The organism is Paenibacillus sp. FSL R7-0272, from assembly GCF_037969905.1.
GTDB lineage: Bacteria > Bacillota > Bacilli > Paenibacillales > Paenibacillaceae > Paenibacillus > Paenibacillus polysaccharolyticus.
In genome coordinates this window covers 6,025,678-6,040,666 of sequence record NZ_CP150221.1, presented here as the reverse complement: position 1 = coordinate 6,040,666, position 14,989 = coordinate 6,025,678, and the positions used below count along the sequence as shown (strand labels likewise).

The following is a 14,989-nucleotide window of genomic DNA, read 5'->3' as shown; positions in this document are numbered from 1 at the left end:
AAGATAACCCGCGTTTCGTCACGATTAGTGATGAAGTGCGGGTCTTTTAGTGAAGATAGAACTGGATTTCCTTTAATTTGAAAGATCGAATGGAATTTTATACTGATATTTAACCTACGTGTTCCTGGCTTTTCGTAGAATTTATTCTTTTCATGTATCTTTTTAGTTGTTTTTTTAATATCATTTCTTTATCAGAAGCAACCTCAATGTATTTGGCTATTAACGAATATAATTCGTCTACAGTGAAATAATTTAATAAGTTCATAATATTTAAATTACTAATTTCTGACTCTAAACCTGCAAATACAAAATTTAATGATATACCGTTGATTAGATTTCTATGTTTTAATAACTTTTTAATTAAATGGGCCACAATAATTTCCTCTTTATAGAACATTAGAGCATCTTTTTCAAGTTCCCTGCTCAGTTTTTTTTCTACTTTTTTAAAAAGAGGTAGTAAAATATTGTAGGAACTATCTAATTGCAATTTAGCTAAAATTTTCTTGTTATTGAAACATGATGTGTAGACTTTATCACAAAATTTAATTTGCTCAGACACATCTAGCATTAAACAAATTTTCAAAAAGTTAAATTGAGAGCCATCTCTTTGAAAATCATCTATTTCATCTATTAAGTTGTAAATATATTTTACAAAAAGCTTGAATCTATCATAATTATTCTTTTTTAGTAAAGCAGTTGTTAATTCAAACATCTCAGAATCTATTCCAAATTTCAACAACTCATTAAGAAGATCTTCGTTCTTAGGAAATTCATTGATAATACATTTCGAATAAAAATACTCGTAAAAAGATCGGTGAAAGAATTTGTAATGAGATTCTTGATTACCTGCAACATAAAGCTCTGTTCTTTGTGCACAAAACTTTAGAAATTCATCAATTGCATTTCGAGTTTCATTTATTGAACTGTAGGAGTCCTCATGTATATCCAATAGAAGTTTTTTTATTTCAAATTCATTTATTTCGATGTTATTTGGTCTAGCCAACCAGGATAATTTTTCAAAGCTTATATTATTATCTAAAATGTTACTCATTAGCTTAAAATCAAAGTTTGATTTTTTTTGATCTCTTTCTCTTTTTTTTGAAATGTACTCAACGCATTTATCATATAAATCTATTTTACTTTCAGGTAGTTCTTTTTCTGCTTTGAATATTTGGACTAATAATGAGACCGTTAGGAGGCTTGAAAGAAAATTTGACTCAATTAAGACATCGCATTGTTTAATAAACTCTTTAATATTTTGTTGATTGAACTGTTTTATTTTCACCATTTTCATTAAATATTCTTCAATTTGGTCTTCGTCTACTTCACAAACATTACAAACTATTCTTGTTTTGGGTGTAAAGCCCTGAGCTCTTGAGGTAATTATTATCTTATTATGTTTATTCGTCACTTCAAAGAAGCTACTGATTAGATCATTCAGTTCAGCTCTATCTTCAAGTTCTACTTCGTCTAGTGCATCAAAAAGAATTAAACATCTGCCCTCACCAAGAAAATAGTTTAGAAATTCCTTACTAATCAATCTCTTATCAATACCAGTACTGGATATCATACTATCAACCAGGAAGTCTTCTACTGAATAAGATGATGAAAATTTGGAATTAACCTTAAATTGTTTAAGATCACAGTAGATAGGAATAAGGTTTGTGGGGTTATATATATTTAATTCGTTGCTCTTATTAATAAGATTTTTTAGGAAAAGTGATTTGCCGAACCCAGCGCCGCCAATTATTGAAACCATATTTGACTCCTTAAATATGTCAATCCAATCAATCTTTCCTCCTCTCTGTTTATACTTTTTACTCTGAAGGGTTTCTGGTGTAGATTCATCTGGTTCAAATACATTAAAACGTGGAAACACATAGAAAGAATATAAATCTAATTCGTCTATTCCATAAACGTGACTCATTTTATTCCTTTTCTTAATTATGTTCATATAATTGTTCTTAATTAGTTCATAATCTTTATTCTGTTTAATAATTGTTTCTGACCTCAAACTCTCAAGAATACGATTCTCTGTTTCTAACAGACTGTTATTTATAAAATAAAGTACACCTACATGTTCAGTATCAAGTTTTTGAATTAACTTGCTCTCTAGCACATCAATAACCTGACTGAAATATCCTTTTAATACATCAATATTGAGATTTTTCCCCACGTCTTCTTTTACATATACCTGTGCCTTCTCAGATAAGTATTGAATAAAACTTGCTCTATTTAAAGTGAAATTTCTTTTTTTTGAACCTTGCCTTCTATACACACAAAAGTTAATGAAATCAACGAAATCCCTTTTAGTACTAGCAAGTTCAAGGAAACTGATGAAGCTTCCCGAGTCCAACTCTCCATCAGTAAAATCTTCGATAAACTGTCCAACTTCTTTGAAAAGTGTTTTAGTTTGAATTCTCTTTTTATAGCTTTTAAATAAATCTACTAATAATGAACATGAAACATTAATAATCGAAGGGATTAGAATATTGCTTGATATAGGATCCATACTTCTCCTCCTAGGTAATTTAGTCACCGTTTGCTACTAAATATTTCTAAATCATAATCCCCATTTTATACTAGAAGAATAAGAAGTGTTAACACAATTGCAAATCCTAGATATTTTTATCGAATTATGAGTGATCTCTCGTGAGAGAAATTAAGAACTACTGTTGATTTTCTTGGATTATTTTCAAGCACATTTAATTATGCAAGAATAATAATTTGAGCAGGAGGACAAACATCAATGATAGATACTGGATATTTGGCTAAAGCCATATTTTTCGATGTAGATGATACCTTATATGATCACTTACAGCCGCTTCGAGGTGCTTTAGAGGAAGTGCTCGGATTGCCGGAACCGTTTGATTATGCGCTGGCGTATCATCGATTTCGCTATTACAGCGACTGGCTGTCTGCACAGGAAGATCTTTCGGCGGTTCCCGAACCAGATGCAGTAGAGCGTATGAGATGCCGTAGATTCGAGCTAACGATGGCTGATTTTGGGATTGAACTGCAGCCTGGACAAGCGCAAGAACTGCAACGAAGGTATTTGAGCAGACAGTTTCAGATTACTCCCTTCCAAGGAGCATATGATCTTATTTGCAGACTTCAAGCGGAGGGACATACGGTGGGGCTGATTACGAATGGAGAAGGTCAGCATCAACGGCGTAAGTTAGAAGCGCTAGATGTGTTCGGTTTGGTGGACGAGCAACTGGTCTTTATTTCCGGTGAAGTCGGTTATGCGAAACCGGACGGCAGACTGTTTGAGCATGTGAACAAGCAGACAGGAACAACAGCTGATCATAGCTACTATATTGGAGATTCGTGGCGCAACGATGTTGCCGGAGCGGTGGATGCAGGCTGGAAGATCATCTGGTTTAATCACCGTGAGGTATCGCCCGAATCAGATCATGAACCTCATTTTATGGCACGGAACTACGAGGAAATCAGTCATCTTCTTACGTTTGAACAGGTTCGTTCATAGGCGGGAACTCGGAGAATCGAAGCACTTCTAAGAATTAACTAAATAATGATCATGTTCTAACAAGACATTCAGTCCTGTCATCTGTGATTGCAGATGAAGGGCTGTTTTTTGTTTTCACTCAGACGTGTGAGAATGTTCACTGAAGGTCGGTAAGGTTGGCGGTATAACTACATGAGCAGCCTTGTTCATAGTGGAAGCAGCCAAAAGTTCATCATGAAGCCCGGCTTCATGGAATCTTCATTTGGAAGAGAGGTCAAAGCTCTTTTCAAAGTATATAGTCAGTGCTATAATTAAAACAAGATTTAGATTAAGTCTAAATTAAAAGAAAAGAATAACGAAGCGATTCCAAACAAATCATATGACAAACAAAACTAAAATGAGATATTCGAAAGGGGATAAATTCCATGAGTACAATCCAAACTAACCCAAACACTTCTGTAACAAACACAGCTAAACTTCAAGAGGTATTGAACCGTCAGATCGCAGGTTGGTCTGTCCTCTACACGAAGTTGCACAACTTCCATTGGTATGTCAAAGGACCACACTTCTTCACACTTCACGCCAAATTTGAAGAACTGTACAACCTGGCTACAGCGAATATGGACGAGGTTGCTGAGCGTCTTCTGACCATTGGTGGTCGTCCTGTAGCAACGATTGCAGAACAACTTCGCCTGTCCCCAATTGTGGAGGCACAAGGACAACTGTCTGCTGAAGAGATGGTTGAACATGTTGTTGCTGATCTGAATGCAATGCTTGATGTGATTCGCCAAGGCATTCATGAAGCTGGAGAAGTTGAAGACAATGCGACTGAAGACATGATGATTGGATTCACTGCTGCGCTGGATAAAGAGATCTGGATGTTAAACGCATTTTTGGGCAAATAATCTAGGCTAACCTGTGTCCTGACAACGATATGTAGAGTCCGTGAACAAACGTCCCGTTCGCTTACAAATCAGGTGTGCTTCCCGTATAATAATGGCATCCAAGATGTACAGAATGGTGGAATGAGAAATGCGGACAGACCTGGATCGATTGCAGGAAGAAGCTGAACGGTTTATATATACTAGTTATGAAGAGCTGGGCCATACGCGTAAAGACGCAGAGGCTCGGCTTATTGCCATTAAGCAAGAGATGGACAAAACGGGAACCTATACCCATACTACAGAGGAACTGGAACATGGCTGCAAAATGGCATGGCGGAACAGCAACCGCTGTATCGGGCGGCTGTTTTGGGACAAGCTGCGCATTGTGGATGCACGTCATGCTGATACCGCAGGAGTGGCTGCGCAGGCCGTACTGGATCATATCCATAACGCTTCAAACGGAGGCAAGATCATCCCGACGATTACCCTCTTGCCGCCAGAAGGCCCAGTTGGAGCCCCCATCCGTATCTGGAATCATCAGTTGATCCGTTATGCTGGATATGAGACAGCGCAAGGCATTGTGGGTGATCCTGCTTCCATTGAACTGACCAAAGCGGCCAATTCCCTCGGCTGGCAGGGAGCTGGAGGCGATTATGATGTGTTGCCGATCATTATTCAAGCTCAAGGACAGGCCCCAGAGTGGTATGTAATACCAGAGCAGGAGATTATCGAAGTGCAGATTGAGCACCCGGAGCGAGTGGAGATTGCTGAACTCGGCCTGCGTTGGTACGGTGTGCCAATGATTGCGGATATGCGGGTCGAGATCGGAGGCATTAACTACCCGGCTGCGCCGTTTAACGGTTGGTATATGGAAACGGAGATCGGAGCGCGAAACTTTGCCGATACATTCCGATATAACAAGTTGCCAGATGTAGCTGCTGCGCTAGGGTTAAACACGTCGAGTGAAACGACACTGTGGAGAGATCGAGCACTGGTGGAGCTTAATGTGGCTGTGCTACATTCATTTAAGAAGGCCGGTGTGAGTATCGTGGACCACCATACAGCTGCATCACAGTTTGCTCTGTTTGAACAGCGGGAAGAAAAGGCTGGACGCGAGCTGACCGGAGACTGGGTGTGGCTGATTCCACCAGTGTCCCCAGCCACTACTCATATTTTTCACAGTTCCTATCGGAATGAGATTGTGAAGCCGAACTTTTTTCACCAGGACCCTGCATACAGGTTTCAAGATGGGATGGCTGTTGCCGCAGACGCGTGTACCCGTGAGCAATATTATAAGCACCATGAGAACCCGGATCATCCAAACGACCAAGAGCATCCGTCCGATGAAGCTAAACAGTCACAGGCAGGGAATACACCAATGAAATGCCCGTTTGCACATTAATTTGTGTGAGCGGGTTTTATTTTTTGAAGCAGTCCTCTCATCTCTCTTTCATCCGATACTTGCTACGCATAATACCTTGAACGGCGATGGCTGCCGCGATCAGAATAAGATTTAAGACAAATACAGCATACAGAGACAAGGTCTCCATCAGAAGTGCTGCGAGTAGAGGAGATACCATAGAACCGATCTCCGCAGACGAGACAATTTTACCAATGACAGAGCTTCGATTCACTTCAGGAGTGTGATCCCCAATATGTGCAAAAAAGGAATCCATGTAACAAGCCCCGCCAATGCCACCGACGAACATGCCAATGTACACCCAGAGGTGGACAGATGTACTTAGAAAAACAATGACTTCAACCCCGATCAGAAACATGCCCAGCATGCACATCAGGAGCCGATCAGCCAAGCGGTCGGAGAGAAAACCGACAAAAGGGGCAGCCGCAAGCGTAGAAATTCCGGCTATGGTAAAGGCCAGACTGGCAGAGAAGGTATCCCACTGCATGATTTGAGTTGCATAGAGTGCAAAATACGTCAAGAAAACGGCATAGGCACTCATCTCCAGGACATGCACCGTTATGTATCCTATAAGTGGGACAGAAATAGGACCTGTGCCATTACTTGGGCGAGACTGTGTATTATTGGAGGTATACTCCTGAGCAATCTTTTCTTGACGTGAAGTTTGATCTGCAGGAGCCGAAGAGAGAACTTCACTATCCTTCGACTCTAGAATAGGTATTGAGCCAGATGATCCATACGTTGTTTTGTTTTGCATACCCATAACAACAACCATGGCGATCAGACAACAGCATGCAACCAGCCAGAACGGAACGGACAGCGGTACGTGGAGCGTAAGCCAGCCGCTGATGACCGGCCCTAGGATCATGCCCCCACCCTCACTACTACTGATGTATCCGTTGTATAGTCCCCGGTTATCGCTATTTCCTCCGTCACTGATGATGGAGCGTACGATGACGGTCAGCCCGGTTGAAGCCATTCCTTGCAATAGCCGCAACAGGCCAAGGAACAGGGGCGTAGAGGCAATGGCAAAACCGGCTGTACATATAGCGAGCATCAGCAGCATAAGGACGAGAGATATTTTGACCCCTACATGGCGATAGAGAGCAGAGGCAGGGAGCCCGCCGACTACTTTACCTAAATAGAACAATCCGAAAATGAACCCCATCTCCCAGCCAGATAGGCCAAGTTGGTCGATATATATCGGAAAGAGGGGCAGAATCATAAATCCCCCCATCTGGCTAAGAAAACAGACACTCATCAAAAGGGGTAAATTACGACGCATTTCCATGGTCTTTCTCACCTCAACTCCATGATATGGAGTCCCGGCATCATTCATTCTTTTTGAATCACTTCGAAAAACTAAAATAACTCAAAAAGGAACGTAGCAGATGTAACTGCTACGTCTTCTTGTGAGACTTATGCTGCGAAATTTACATCAATGCTGAACAGTTTTTCCCATCAGTGATGATGGTGAGGGTGTTTATTTTCATGGTCAGGTATAACAACGTTAACAACGGTTTTTTGAATATGTGTTGCATGGTTTGTGTTTTCTGCATTGTTTTTAGATTTGTTTTTCGCACGATTTTTAGAGATGAGTTTGCTTTTGTTGGCAGCTTTGCTTTTTGGAGAGAGCGGTGAGAAGAAGTTAGTCATGGTAAAGCCTCCTTCATTAATATACGTTTTATTTTTTTGAATCTATCAATTCACATGGACAGGCTAAAATATTGAAATAGATAGATTACCAGTAAGGATTGCAGCCGGGATTGCAGTGATGGTGATGATGATTGTGTGGATGATGGTGGTGGTGATGTGTATCTTTCTCTTTAGATTCAGGCAGAATGACGTTAACGACAGTTTCCTGAATATGCTCTGACTTGCTTGTGTTACCTGCGTTGTTTTTAGATTTGTTTTTTGCGCGGTTTTTGGATACCAGTTTGCTTTTGTTTGCAGCTTTACTTTTTGGAGAGTGTGGGGACAAGTAGTTAGCCATGAAGAATACCTCCTTGTGATGGATATACGTTATACTATTCCGAATCTATTAATTCGTTTGTATAGAAGACTAATTAATAAGAAAATAGATTTATTGCCATATTATTAATATCTGTAACGTGCGTGCTTGACCTTTCAAAACAAAAGAAAATGGGGTAAATTATTCATATTCGAGATATGGCTTAATTAAAGTCGTGTATAATAGGTAAGGTTTCTTAGGATAAACCCAAGGATAAGGGGGCGACGTGAAGCATGTCAGAACAACAACCGATCATCCGGTTCGAGCGGGTGACACAGCAATATGACCAGGATGAGGCTGTATTGAAAGCTGTCAGCTTTGAGATTGAACGTGGAAAATTTTATACGCTTCTCGGCCCGTCCGGTTGCGGTAAAACAACGATATTAAGGCTGATTGCCGGCTTTGCGGAGCCGACGGAGGGCAGCATTTATTTTAACGGCGCATTGATTAACAAGGTTCCTGCGCATCAGCGTCAGGTGAATACGGTATTTCAGGACTATGCGTTATTTCCGCATTTGAATGTATTCGAGAACGTAGCCTTTGGCTTGCGGATTAAAAAAATGAAAACATCCGAGATTCGTAGCAAAGTGCTCGAAGCTCTCAAGTTTGTCAATCTATCCGGCTACGAGAACCGGGAGATTGGCGAGATGTCCGGCGGACAGCGCCAGCGTGTGGCGATTGCCCGCGCAATTGTGAACGAGCCGGAAATTTTGCTGCTGGACGAGCCTTTGTCGGCTCTCGACCTGAAGCTTCGTACCGAGATGCAGTACGAGTTGCGAGAGCTGCAGCAACGGCTGGGCATTACGTTTATTTTTGTCACGCATGACCAGGAAGAAGCACTCGCGATGTCCGATGAAATTTTTGTCCTGAACGGTGGTGTCATTCAGCAGAGTGGTACGCCGAATGATATATATGATGAGCCGATTAACCGCTTTGTCGCGGACTTTATCGGAGAGTCGAATATCGTGGCCGGCAAGATGAAGCAGGACTTTGTGGTTGAGTTTGCAGGTGCTCAGTATGAATGTGTCGATCAGGGTTTGCAGCCTGACGAGCCTGTTGAGATCGTCATCCGCCCGGAGGACTTCGAGATCACAACCGAGGAGCAGGGCAAGCTTAAGGTTAAGGTGGATTCGCAGCTGTTCCGCGGCGTGCATTACGAAATATCGACCTACGATGACGCAGGCAACGAATGGTTGATTCATTCGACGAAGAAAGCGGCCGTCGGATCGCGCATCGGGCTTTATTTTGACCCGGAAGCCATTCATGTTATGCGTTTTAACGAAACTGAGGAAGAGTTCGACAGACGACTCGAAGCTTACCAAGAGGCCGCTCATGCAGACTAAAGCCAGCACGCGCAATGCGTATCTGATTCCCTATGTGTTATGGATGGTGTTGTTCGTTGTAGCGCCGGTGCTGCTGGTCATTTATTATTCGTTCTTTGATGTGGAGGGTAACTTCACGCTTGGCAACTATGCGCGGTTTTTTACGCCAGTGTATATGCAGATGACGCTCAGTTCATTCTGGTATGCATTTCTAATTACGGCGTTCTCGCTACTTATCTCGTATCCAACGGCGTATATGCTGACCCGGACGAAGCATAAGCAACTGTGGTTGTTGCTGATCATTTTGCCAAGCTGGATCAATCTGTTGTTAAAAGCGTACGCCTTTATTGGCCTTTTCGGCACATACGGTCTGACCAACTCTCTGCTGGAAGTGGTGGGCATTGGGACACAACAGATTTTGTTCACTGATTTCAGCTTTATCTTTGTTTCGGTGTACATCTTCATTCCCTTTATGATTCTGCCGATCTTTAACGCGCTGGAGGAGATGAATCCGTCCCTAATCTATGCTGCACGGGATCTCGGCGCTTCATCGTGGCTGACGTTCCGCCGTGTGATCTTCCCGCTGACGATCAGCGGAGTGAAATCAGGCTGTCAGGCCGTATTTATCCCGGCGTTGTCCCTGTTTATGATTACCCGCCTCATCGCGGGGAACCGTGTTATTACGCTGGGTACAGCGATTGAGCAACATTTTCTCGTTACCCAGGACTGGGGCATGGGTTCGACGATTGCCGTCTTTTTGATTATCGCGATGGCAGTCATTATGTTTCTGACCGGATCAGGCAAGAAGGAGGTGCGAAATGGGAAGAAACGGAAAGCTGTCTAACGTCTATCTGGCGGTTGTGTTCGCCATTTTGTACGCGCCGATTGCCTATCTGATTTTCTATTCATTCAATAGTGGTGGCCATATGCGGGGGTTCGAAGGCTTTACACTGGAATGGTACAGAGAAGTTTTTGCGGACACCCGGCTGCTCATTATTGTCTTGAATACGTTTATTATCGCGCTGTTGTCCTCAGCGATTTCAACCATTCTGGGTGTGGCAGGGGCACTGGCGATTTATCATGTACGTCGTAAACGGACCAAAAACACACTGTTATCTCTAAACAACGTGTTGATTGTTAGCCCCGATGTCATTATCGGTGCATCATTCCTGATTTTGTTTACGATGATTGGCATCAAACTCGGCTTTACGTCGGTATTGCTGTCCCATATCGCATTCAGTGTGCCGATTGTGGTCATCATGGTGCTACCGAAGCTGCAGGAGATGAGTCCAACCTTGATGGATGCGGCTCGTGACCTAGGCGCGGGTTCATGGCAAATTCTAACGCGTGTGGTACTGCCTTACGTGAAACCCGGTATTTTTGCTGGATTTTTCATGGCTTTGACGTACTCGCTCGACGACTTTGCCGTAACCTTCTTTGTGACAGGGAACGGATACTCCACGCTTTCAGTGGAGATTTACTCCAGAGCAAGGCAGGGCGTATCGCTGTCGATTAATGCGTTGTCTACCCTATTGTTCCTGCTCACGGTGTTGCTGGTGGTCGGATATTACTTCATTAACCGCCGTGCATCACGCATTCCAGCCGGAGGAAAGGGGCTGCGTCCATGAAACAGTTGGTACGGACATTCGCGCTTGTGTTTGTGGCCGCATTCGCCCTGATGATTTTGGCTTCGTATCTGAACAAAAGTCAGGGATATTCCGGCGGAAACACGCTGACGATCTACAACTGGGGTGATTATATCGACCCTGACCTTTTGAAGGAATTCGAAGAAGAATCTGGCATGAAGGTCATCTATCAGACGTTTGATTCCAATGAAGCGATGCTGACCAAGATTGAACAGGGCGGCACAACGTTTGACGTGGCGATTCCTTCTGAATATGCGATTAGCAAAATGAAAGAAGAGAACCTGCTCGTTCCGATTGACCACAACAAGCTGCCTAACCTGAAAAACATCGATTCCCGGTTCCTGAACTTGAACTATGATCCAGATAACCAATTCTCTATCCCGTATTTCTGGGGAACCGTTGGTATTGTGTATAACCCGGAACTGGTGGGTGGCCTGACATTTGACAGCTGGAATGACCTATGGGACCCGCGTCTGAAAAATCAGATCCTGTTGCTCGATGGTGCTCGTGAGGTCATCGGTATGGGGCTGAATAGCCTGGGGTACTCACTTAATGATACGAATGAAGATCATCTTCAGGCTGCACTCAAAAAGCTGTCTACCCTGACTCCTAACGTAAGAGCCATCGTTGGAGACGAGATCAAAATGTTGCTTGCGAACGAAGAAGCCGCGGTTGGACTCGTATGGTCTGGGGACGCATCGGAGATTATGGATCAGAACGACAAGCTGGATTACAAGGTACCGGAGGAAGGTTCAAATCTCTGGTTCGACAGCATGGTCATCCCGAAAACAGCTAAAAACGTAGACGGCGCGCACCAGTTTATCAACTTTATGCTGGACCCGGATCATGCTGCACGCAACGCAGAGTACGTGGGATACTCGACACCGAATGCGGAGGCACTTAAGCTGTTGCCAGAAGATATCTCGCAGGATGAACGCTTCTATCCAGACGAGACACTGACAAGCAAGCTGGAGGTTTACAACAATCTGGGCAAAAAAATGCTATCGCATTATAACGACCTGTTTCTGGAGTTTAAGATGCATAGTAAATAATTGTCCTCCAGTCTACGCAAACTGCGCGAACTGCAACGAACACAACAAGTGCAACTCAAATACCCCTGAGCCTATTGGTGGCTTCAGGGGATATTTGACGTTGGATTTATTTCGAGCTGTGATGAACGAAACGAAGGGGGATGAGACAAAACGGTGCATGTAACAAAGAAACATGTAATAAAGCTGGGACGGCGCGGGCTCTGAGAATTCGGATTGCCGGGAACTTTATTTACACCCGTGCGTACTAAAGCCCATAACCCCGAATATGAAAAGTATATCGGGATAGAGGGAACGGAACGGGATGAAAGAGAACGGAACGGAAACTCTGACGGTGTAGATGTGATGTTTGAATTCAATTGTTTTACTACAATGAAGTGGGAAGGAGGTTCGTGATGTTAGGCATGATCGTGCTTGTTTTGTTATCTTGGCTCTTGCTTCGTTTCACGATCAAGCAACCGTTGTCTGTGCTCGGGTATCGTCCGGCAGGTCTACGTCTCCAGCAATTTGCGATAGCCTTACTTTTGGGTATCCTCGTTTCCTCGGCAGTTCACTGGACAGAATCTCTGGTCACCATGTCAAACTGGAAGCTAAACCCCGAATATTCCTGGGCTGATTTTATGACAGTCAGTTGGTGGAACTTCAAGTCGGTCTGGTTTGAGGAATTGCTTTTCCGTGGTGCACTGCTTGTACTTATGATTCACGGGTTAGGAGTCCGATGGGGAATCGTACTTTCTTCCATGGCGTTTGGGATGTACCACTGGTTCACGGACGGTGTGTTCGGAAACATCCCGATTATGCTCATTGTATTTATAACGACCTTTATCATGGGCTTGGTTTGGGCATATGCGTATGCCAAATCCGGTTCTATGGCTATTGCAGTCGGAAGCCATCTAGGCTGGAACGGGGCATCATCCATCCTGTTCTCTGATGGCCCAAACGGCGAGCAGTTGTTCGTTCAAGTGACAGGCATAAGCTACATGCCACTTGCCGGAATACCTTCACTGATTTTTTTTGTCGCGTCCAACGCAGCCCTGCCTCTGATCCTTTTTTTCTGGATTAAATACAATATCGCCATTCAATCGAAACCAAGCCAAGTCAATAGACAGTCAGTAGACTCCGACATATGAATCAGAACCCTCCTGAAAAAACAAAAACCACCCCTGATCACCTTTGGATCAGGGATGGCTCCTTTCCTTACTTTATAGCAATAGCCTTGCAGTGCGATATCAGATAATTAACAAGTTACATGTTAACGGAGAGGGAAGAGATAAGCTGGAGAAGCGAAGCGCTCGCCTTTACAACCGGATTTTCTCATAGGATATGAGATTCCAAAAAATCCGGGGGTAACAGCGATCGGAAGATTACTCTGCACTCGGAGTGGCTCCAGTGTAACTCAAAGAACTTATCGGATATCATGCCACTACATAGGCTTTTTGCGCCCCATGATGATATACGCCCCGCCCACAATCAGCAGAATGGCCACAAACGGTTGAATATAGCTCATGTTGCTCAGTACGGAACCGATCGACATGACAGTGAAGAACAATAGGGAAAGAACCGTCAGAATATTAATCGGAATCAGCAACCATTTATTTTTGCCGCCAAACCAGTAGAGTTCAAACAAACCGACCGCTGGCGCCAGAATGAAGCCCGGCCACATCGTACCCCAGTTACCAAACAGCATCGCGATCTGGCATACAATACCGACGGTCAGCAGCAAGCCGCCTGGAACGAGTAATCCAACGCCACGGCCAATCATGGAGAAGTATAGCCAGTGGAAGAACAGTCCGAGCGGAATCACAAATAACGTAGGCCAGAAAGTACCAAAGATGGTGCCTGGGCCCATTGTGCCGCCTTGATTCAGAATCAGGTATACACCGAGCAAAATCAGGACAGGTGCAAGAATCGTACGTTTAGCCATAATTTCTCTCCTTTTGAATATGGAATCTTTCATCCGTGCAATATGTAACATCACTTTCGTTATATACAGCATACCACGAATTGGAAAAGGGGAACCTCCGTCTTTGGCGTTAAACTTATCCTAGACTAAAGTCTAGGTATGGGGTTACGATCCTATCCCTGCCGAGTCCCCAGATTAGCCCGGTATTGACCCGGGGTCTGTCCCGTCCACTTTTTGAACGCATTCTGGAAGGCACTTTGTTCCGAAAAATGCAGGGCATAGGCGATATCGACGACAGCATAGTTGCCTCTTTGTAAGTAACGTAGTGCCATTTCCTTCCGTACCTGAACGGAGATTTCGTTAAACGTTGTACCTTCTTCACGCAATCTGCTCTGGAGTGTGCGAATGCTCACGCCGAGATGTGCTGCCGTGTGTTGTAATGTGGGGAAGAAGGAAGGCAGACTCTCCGTGATCCATCGGCTTACTTTGCTGGAGAAGGGTTGAGAGGCATACAGGTCTGCCCGGGTCTCCTCCGCCATCGACTCGAAAACCTTCAACATCCTGGCATCCGAATATAAAACGGGCAACGTCAGGACCTCTTTGGATAGACGCAGCAGGGTTTGGGTAGCACCGAACTCGGGAGTGACCCCAAGGGAGTTCACGTAAACAGACAGATCACCTGCCCCGACAGGGGCTTCGTGACTGAATTGGACTTCTCGTACCACGGCCCGGTGATTCGCCAGCTTGTTGATCAGATGTAATACCGATACAGTCATATCCTCTACGCAATGGCGAGACATGGGGATTTCTTCATTTTGCACAGACAACTGAATGATCACATCCGGTCCATAGACCTTCCACTCCAGTTGAAATCCACTATATAAAATATCGTTATACCGCTGGTACGCGCTAAGTGCGTCACCAATCGTTTTGGAGTGCATCATGACATATCCGGGCAGACTTAAATCCGCAAAATCCAGCCGTCCACCCTGGTTTAATCCAAAGTATGGATCGTTTGCATAATCAGCAGCACGCCGCATGATCCGTTCCAATTCAGTGACGGGAATCCGGGCATCCGGGTTCTCCAAGATGGAGGGATCTACATCGATGTCTTTGAAAAAGGATTCCGTGTCAAAACCTTTGTGTACCAGTGTTTTTAAAATAGGATATACCATGGATATCGGGACACTCTGGTTAAGATGTTTCATAAGTCCTCCCGTTTGCACGAATCCGCAATGATTTGGCGTCGTTGATCATTTGTTTATACCTACCTTCACTATATGCT

General features: G+C 43.9%; 14 protein-coding genes. 8 read left to right on the top strand and 6 right to left on the bottom strand.

What is annotated here, in order from left to right:
- Positions 1-109: 109 nt before the first annotated feature.
- On the bottom strand, positions 110-2,512 hold the full coding sequence (locus tag MKY23_RS26460; protein WP_339833418.1) for an NACHT domain-containing protein: 2,403 nt from the start codon (positions 2,510-2,512) through the stop codon (positions 110-112).
- 237 nt (positions 2,513-2,749) lie between these two features.
- Here MKY23_RS26460 and MKY23_RS26455 point away from each other — a divergent pair, with 237 nt between their 5' ends.
- The 3 genes from MKY23_RS26455 to MKY23_RS26445 all read left to right on the top strand — a co-directional run bounded on the left by MKY23_RS26455 (position 2,750) and on the right by MKY23_RS26445 (position 5,755).
- The gene (locus tag MKY23_RS26455) at positions 2,750-3,490 is read left to right on the top strand and encodes an HAD family hydrolase (RefSeq protein ID WP_339833415.1); all 741 of its coding nucleotides are present in this window, start codon (positions 2,750-2,752) and stop codon (positions 3,488-3,490) included.
- Positions 3,491-3,894: 404 nt separating this feature from the next.
- Positions 3,895-4,374, top strand: coding sequence for a DNA starvation/stationary phase protection protein (locus tag MKY23_RS26450; protein WP_154959454.1), 480 nt, complete (start codon positions 3,895-3,897; stop codon positions 4,372-4,374).
- Between the two features lie 127 nt (positions 4,375-4,501).
- A complete protein-coding gene (locus tag MKY23_RS26445; protein ID WP_339833410.1) occupies positions 4,502-5,755 on the top strand; it encodes a nitric oxide synthase oxygenase in 1,254 nt (417 codons plus the stop codon).
- A gap of 37 nt (positions 5,756-5,792) precedes the next feature.
- Here the strand turns inward: MKY23_RS26445 and MKY23_RS26440 are convergent, their stop codons facing one another.
- The 3 genes from MKY23_RS26440 to MKY23_RS26430 form a co-directional block, all read right to left on the bottom strand.
- Positions 5,793-7,034: an MFS transporter gene (locus MKY23_RS26440; protein ID WP_339833407.1), complete on the bottom strand. Its 1,242-nt coding sequence runs from the start codon at positions 7,032-7,034 to the stop codon at positions 5,793-5,795.
- Between the two features lie 200 nt (positions 7,035-7,234).
- Positions 7,235-7,429 carry a hypothetical protein gene (locus tag MKY23_RS26435; protein WP_090924107.1) on the bottom strand — a complete coding sequence of 65 codons (195 nt, stop codon included), beginning with the start codon at positions 7,427-7,429 and terminating at the stop codon, positions 7,235-7,237.
- A gap of 85 nt (positions 7,430-7,514) precedes the next feature.
- Positions 7,515-7,766, bottom strand: a complete 252-nt coding sequence (locus MKY23_RS26430) for a hypothetical protein (protein ID WP_090924108.1) — start codon at positions 7,764-7,766, stop codon at positions 7,515-7,517.
- Between the two features lie 251 nt (positions 7,767-8,017).
- Here MKY23_RS26430 and MKY23_RS26425 point away from each other — a divergent pair, with 251 nt between their 5' ends.
- From MKY23_RS26425 to MKY23_RS26405, 5 genes are all read left to right on the top strand, one after another.
- Positions 8,018-9,127, top strand: coding sequence for an ABC transporter ATP-binding protein (locus tag MKY23_RS26425; protein ID WP_090924109.1), 1,110 nt, complete (start codon positions 8,018-8,020; stop codon positions 9,125-9,127).
- On the top strand, positions 9,117-9,950 hold the full coding sequence (locus MKY23_RS26420) for an ABC transporter permease (RefSeq protein WP_090924110.1): 834 nt from the start codon (positions 9,117-9,119) through the stop codon (positions 9,948-9,950). The genes MKY23_RS26425 and MKY23_RS26420 overlap by 11 nt, the downstream gene beginning before the upstream one ends.
- Positions 9,925-10,734, top strand: a complete 810-nt coding sequence (locus tag MKY23_RS26415; protein WP_090924111.1) for an ABC transporter permease — start codon at positions 9,925-9,927, stop codon at positions 10,732-10,734. The genes MKY23_RS26420 and MKY23_RS26415 overlap by 26 nt, the downstream gene beginning before the upstream one ends.
- Positions 10,731-11,804, top strand: coding sequence for an ABC transporter substrate-binding protein (locus tag MKY23_RS26410; RefSeq protein WP_090924112.1), 1,074 nt, complete (start codon positions 10,731-10,733; stop codon positions 11,802-11,804). Before MKY23_RS26415 ends, MKY23_RS26410 begins: the two co-directional genes overlap by 4 nt.
- Before the next feature lie 392 nt (positions 11,805-12,196).
- Positions 12,197-12,931, top strand: a complete 735-nt coding sequence (locus MKY23_RS26405; RefSeq protein WP_339833399.1) for a CPBP family intramembrane glutamic endopeptidase — start codon at positions 12,197-12,199, stop codon at positions 12,929-12,931.
- Between the two features lie 293 nt (positions 12,932-13,224).
- Here the strand turns inward: MKY23_RS26405 and MKY23_RS26400 are convergent, their stop codons facing one another.
- Both MKY23_RS26400 and MKY23_RS26395 read right to left on the bottom strand, forming a co-directional pair.
- Positions 13,225-13,725 carry a hypothetical protein gene (locus MKY23_RS26400; RefSeq protein ID WP_154890251.1) on the bottom strand — a complete coding sequence of 167 codons (501 nt, stop codon included), beginning with the start codon at positions 13,723-13,725 and terminating at the stop codon, positions 13,225-13,227.
- A gap of 152 nt (positions 13,726-13,877) precedes the next feature.
- Positions 13,878-14,912, bottom strand: coding sequence for an AraC family transcriptional regulator (locus MKY23_RS26395; protein ID WP_339833395.1), 1,035 nt, complete (start codon positions 14,910-14,912; stop codon positions 13,878-13,880).
- Positions 14,913-14,989: the final 77 nt, after the last annotated feature.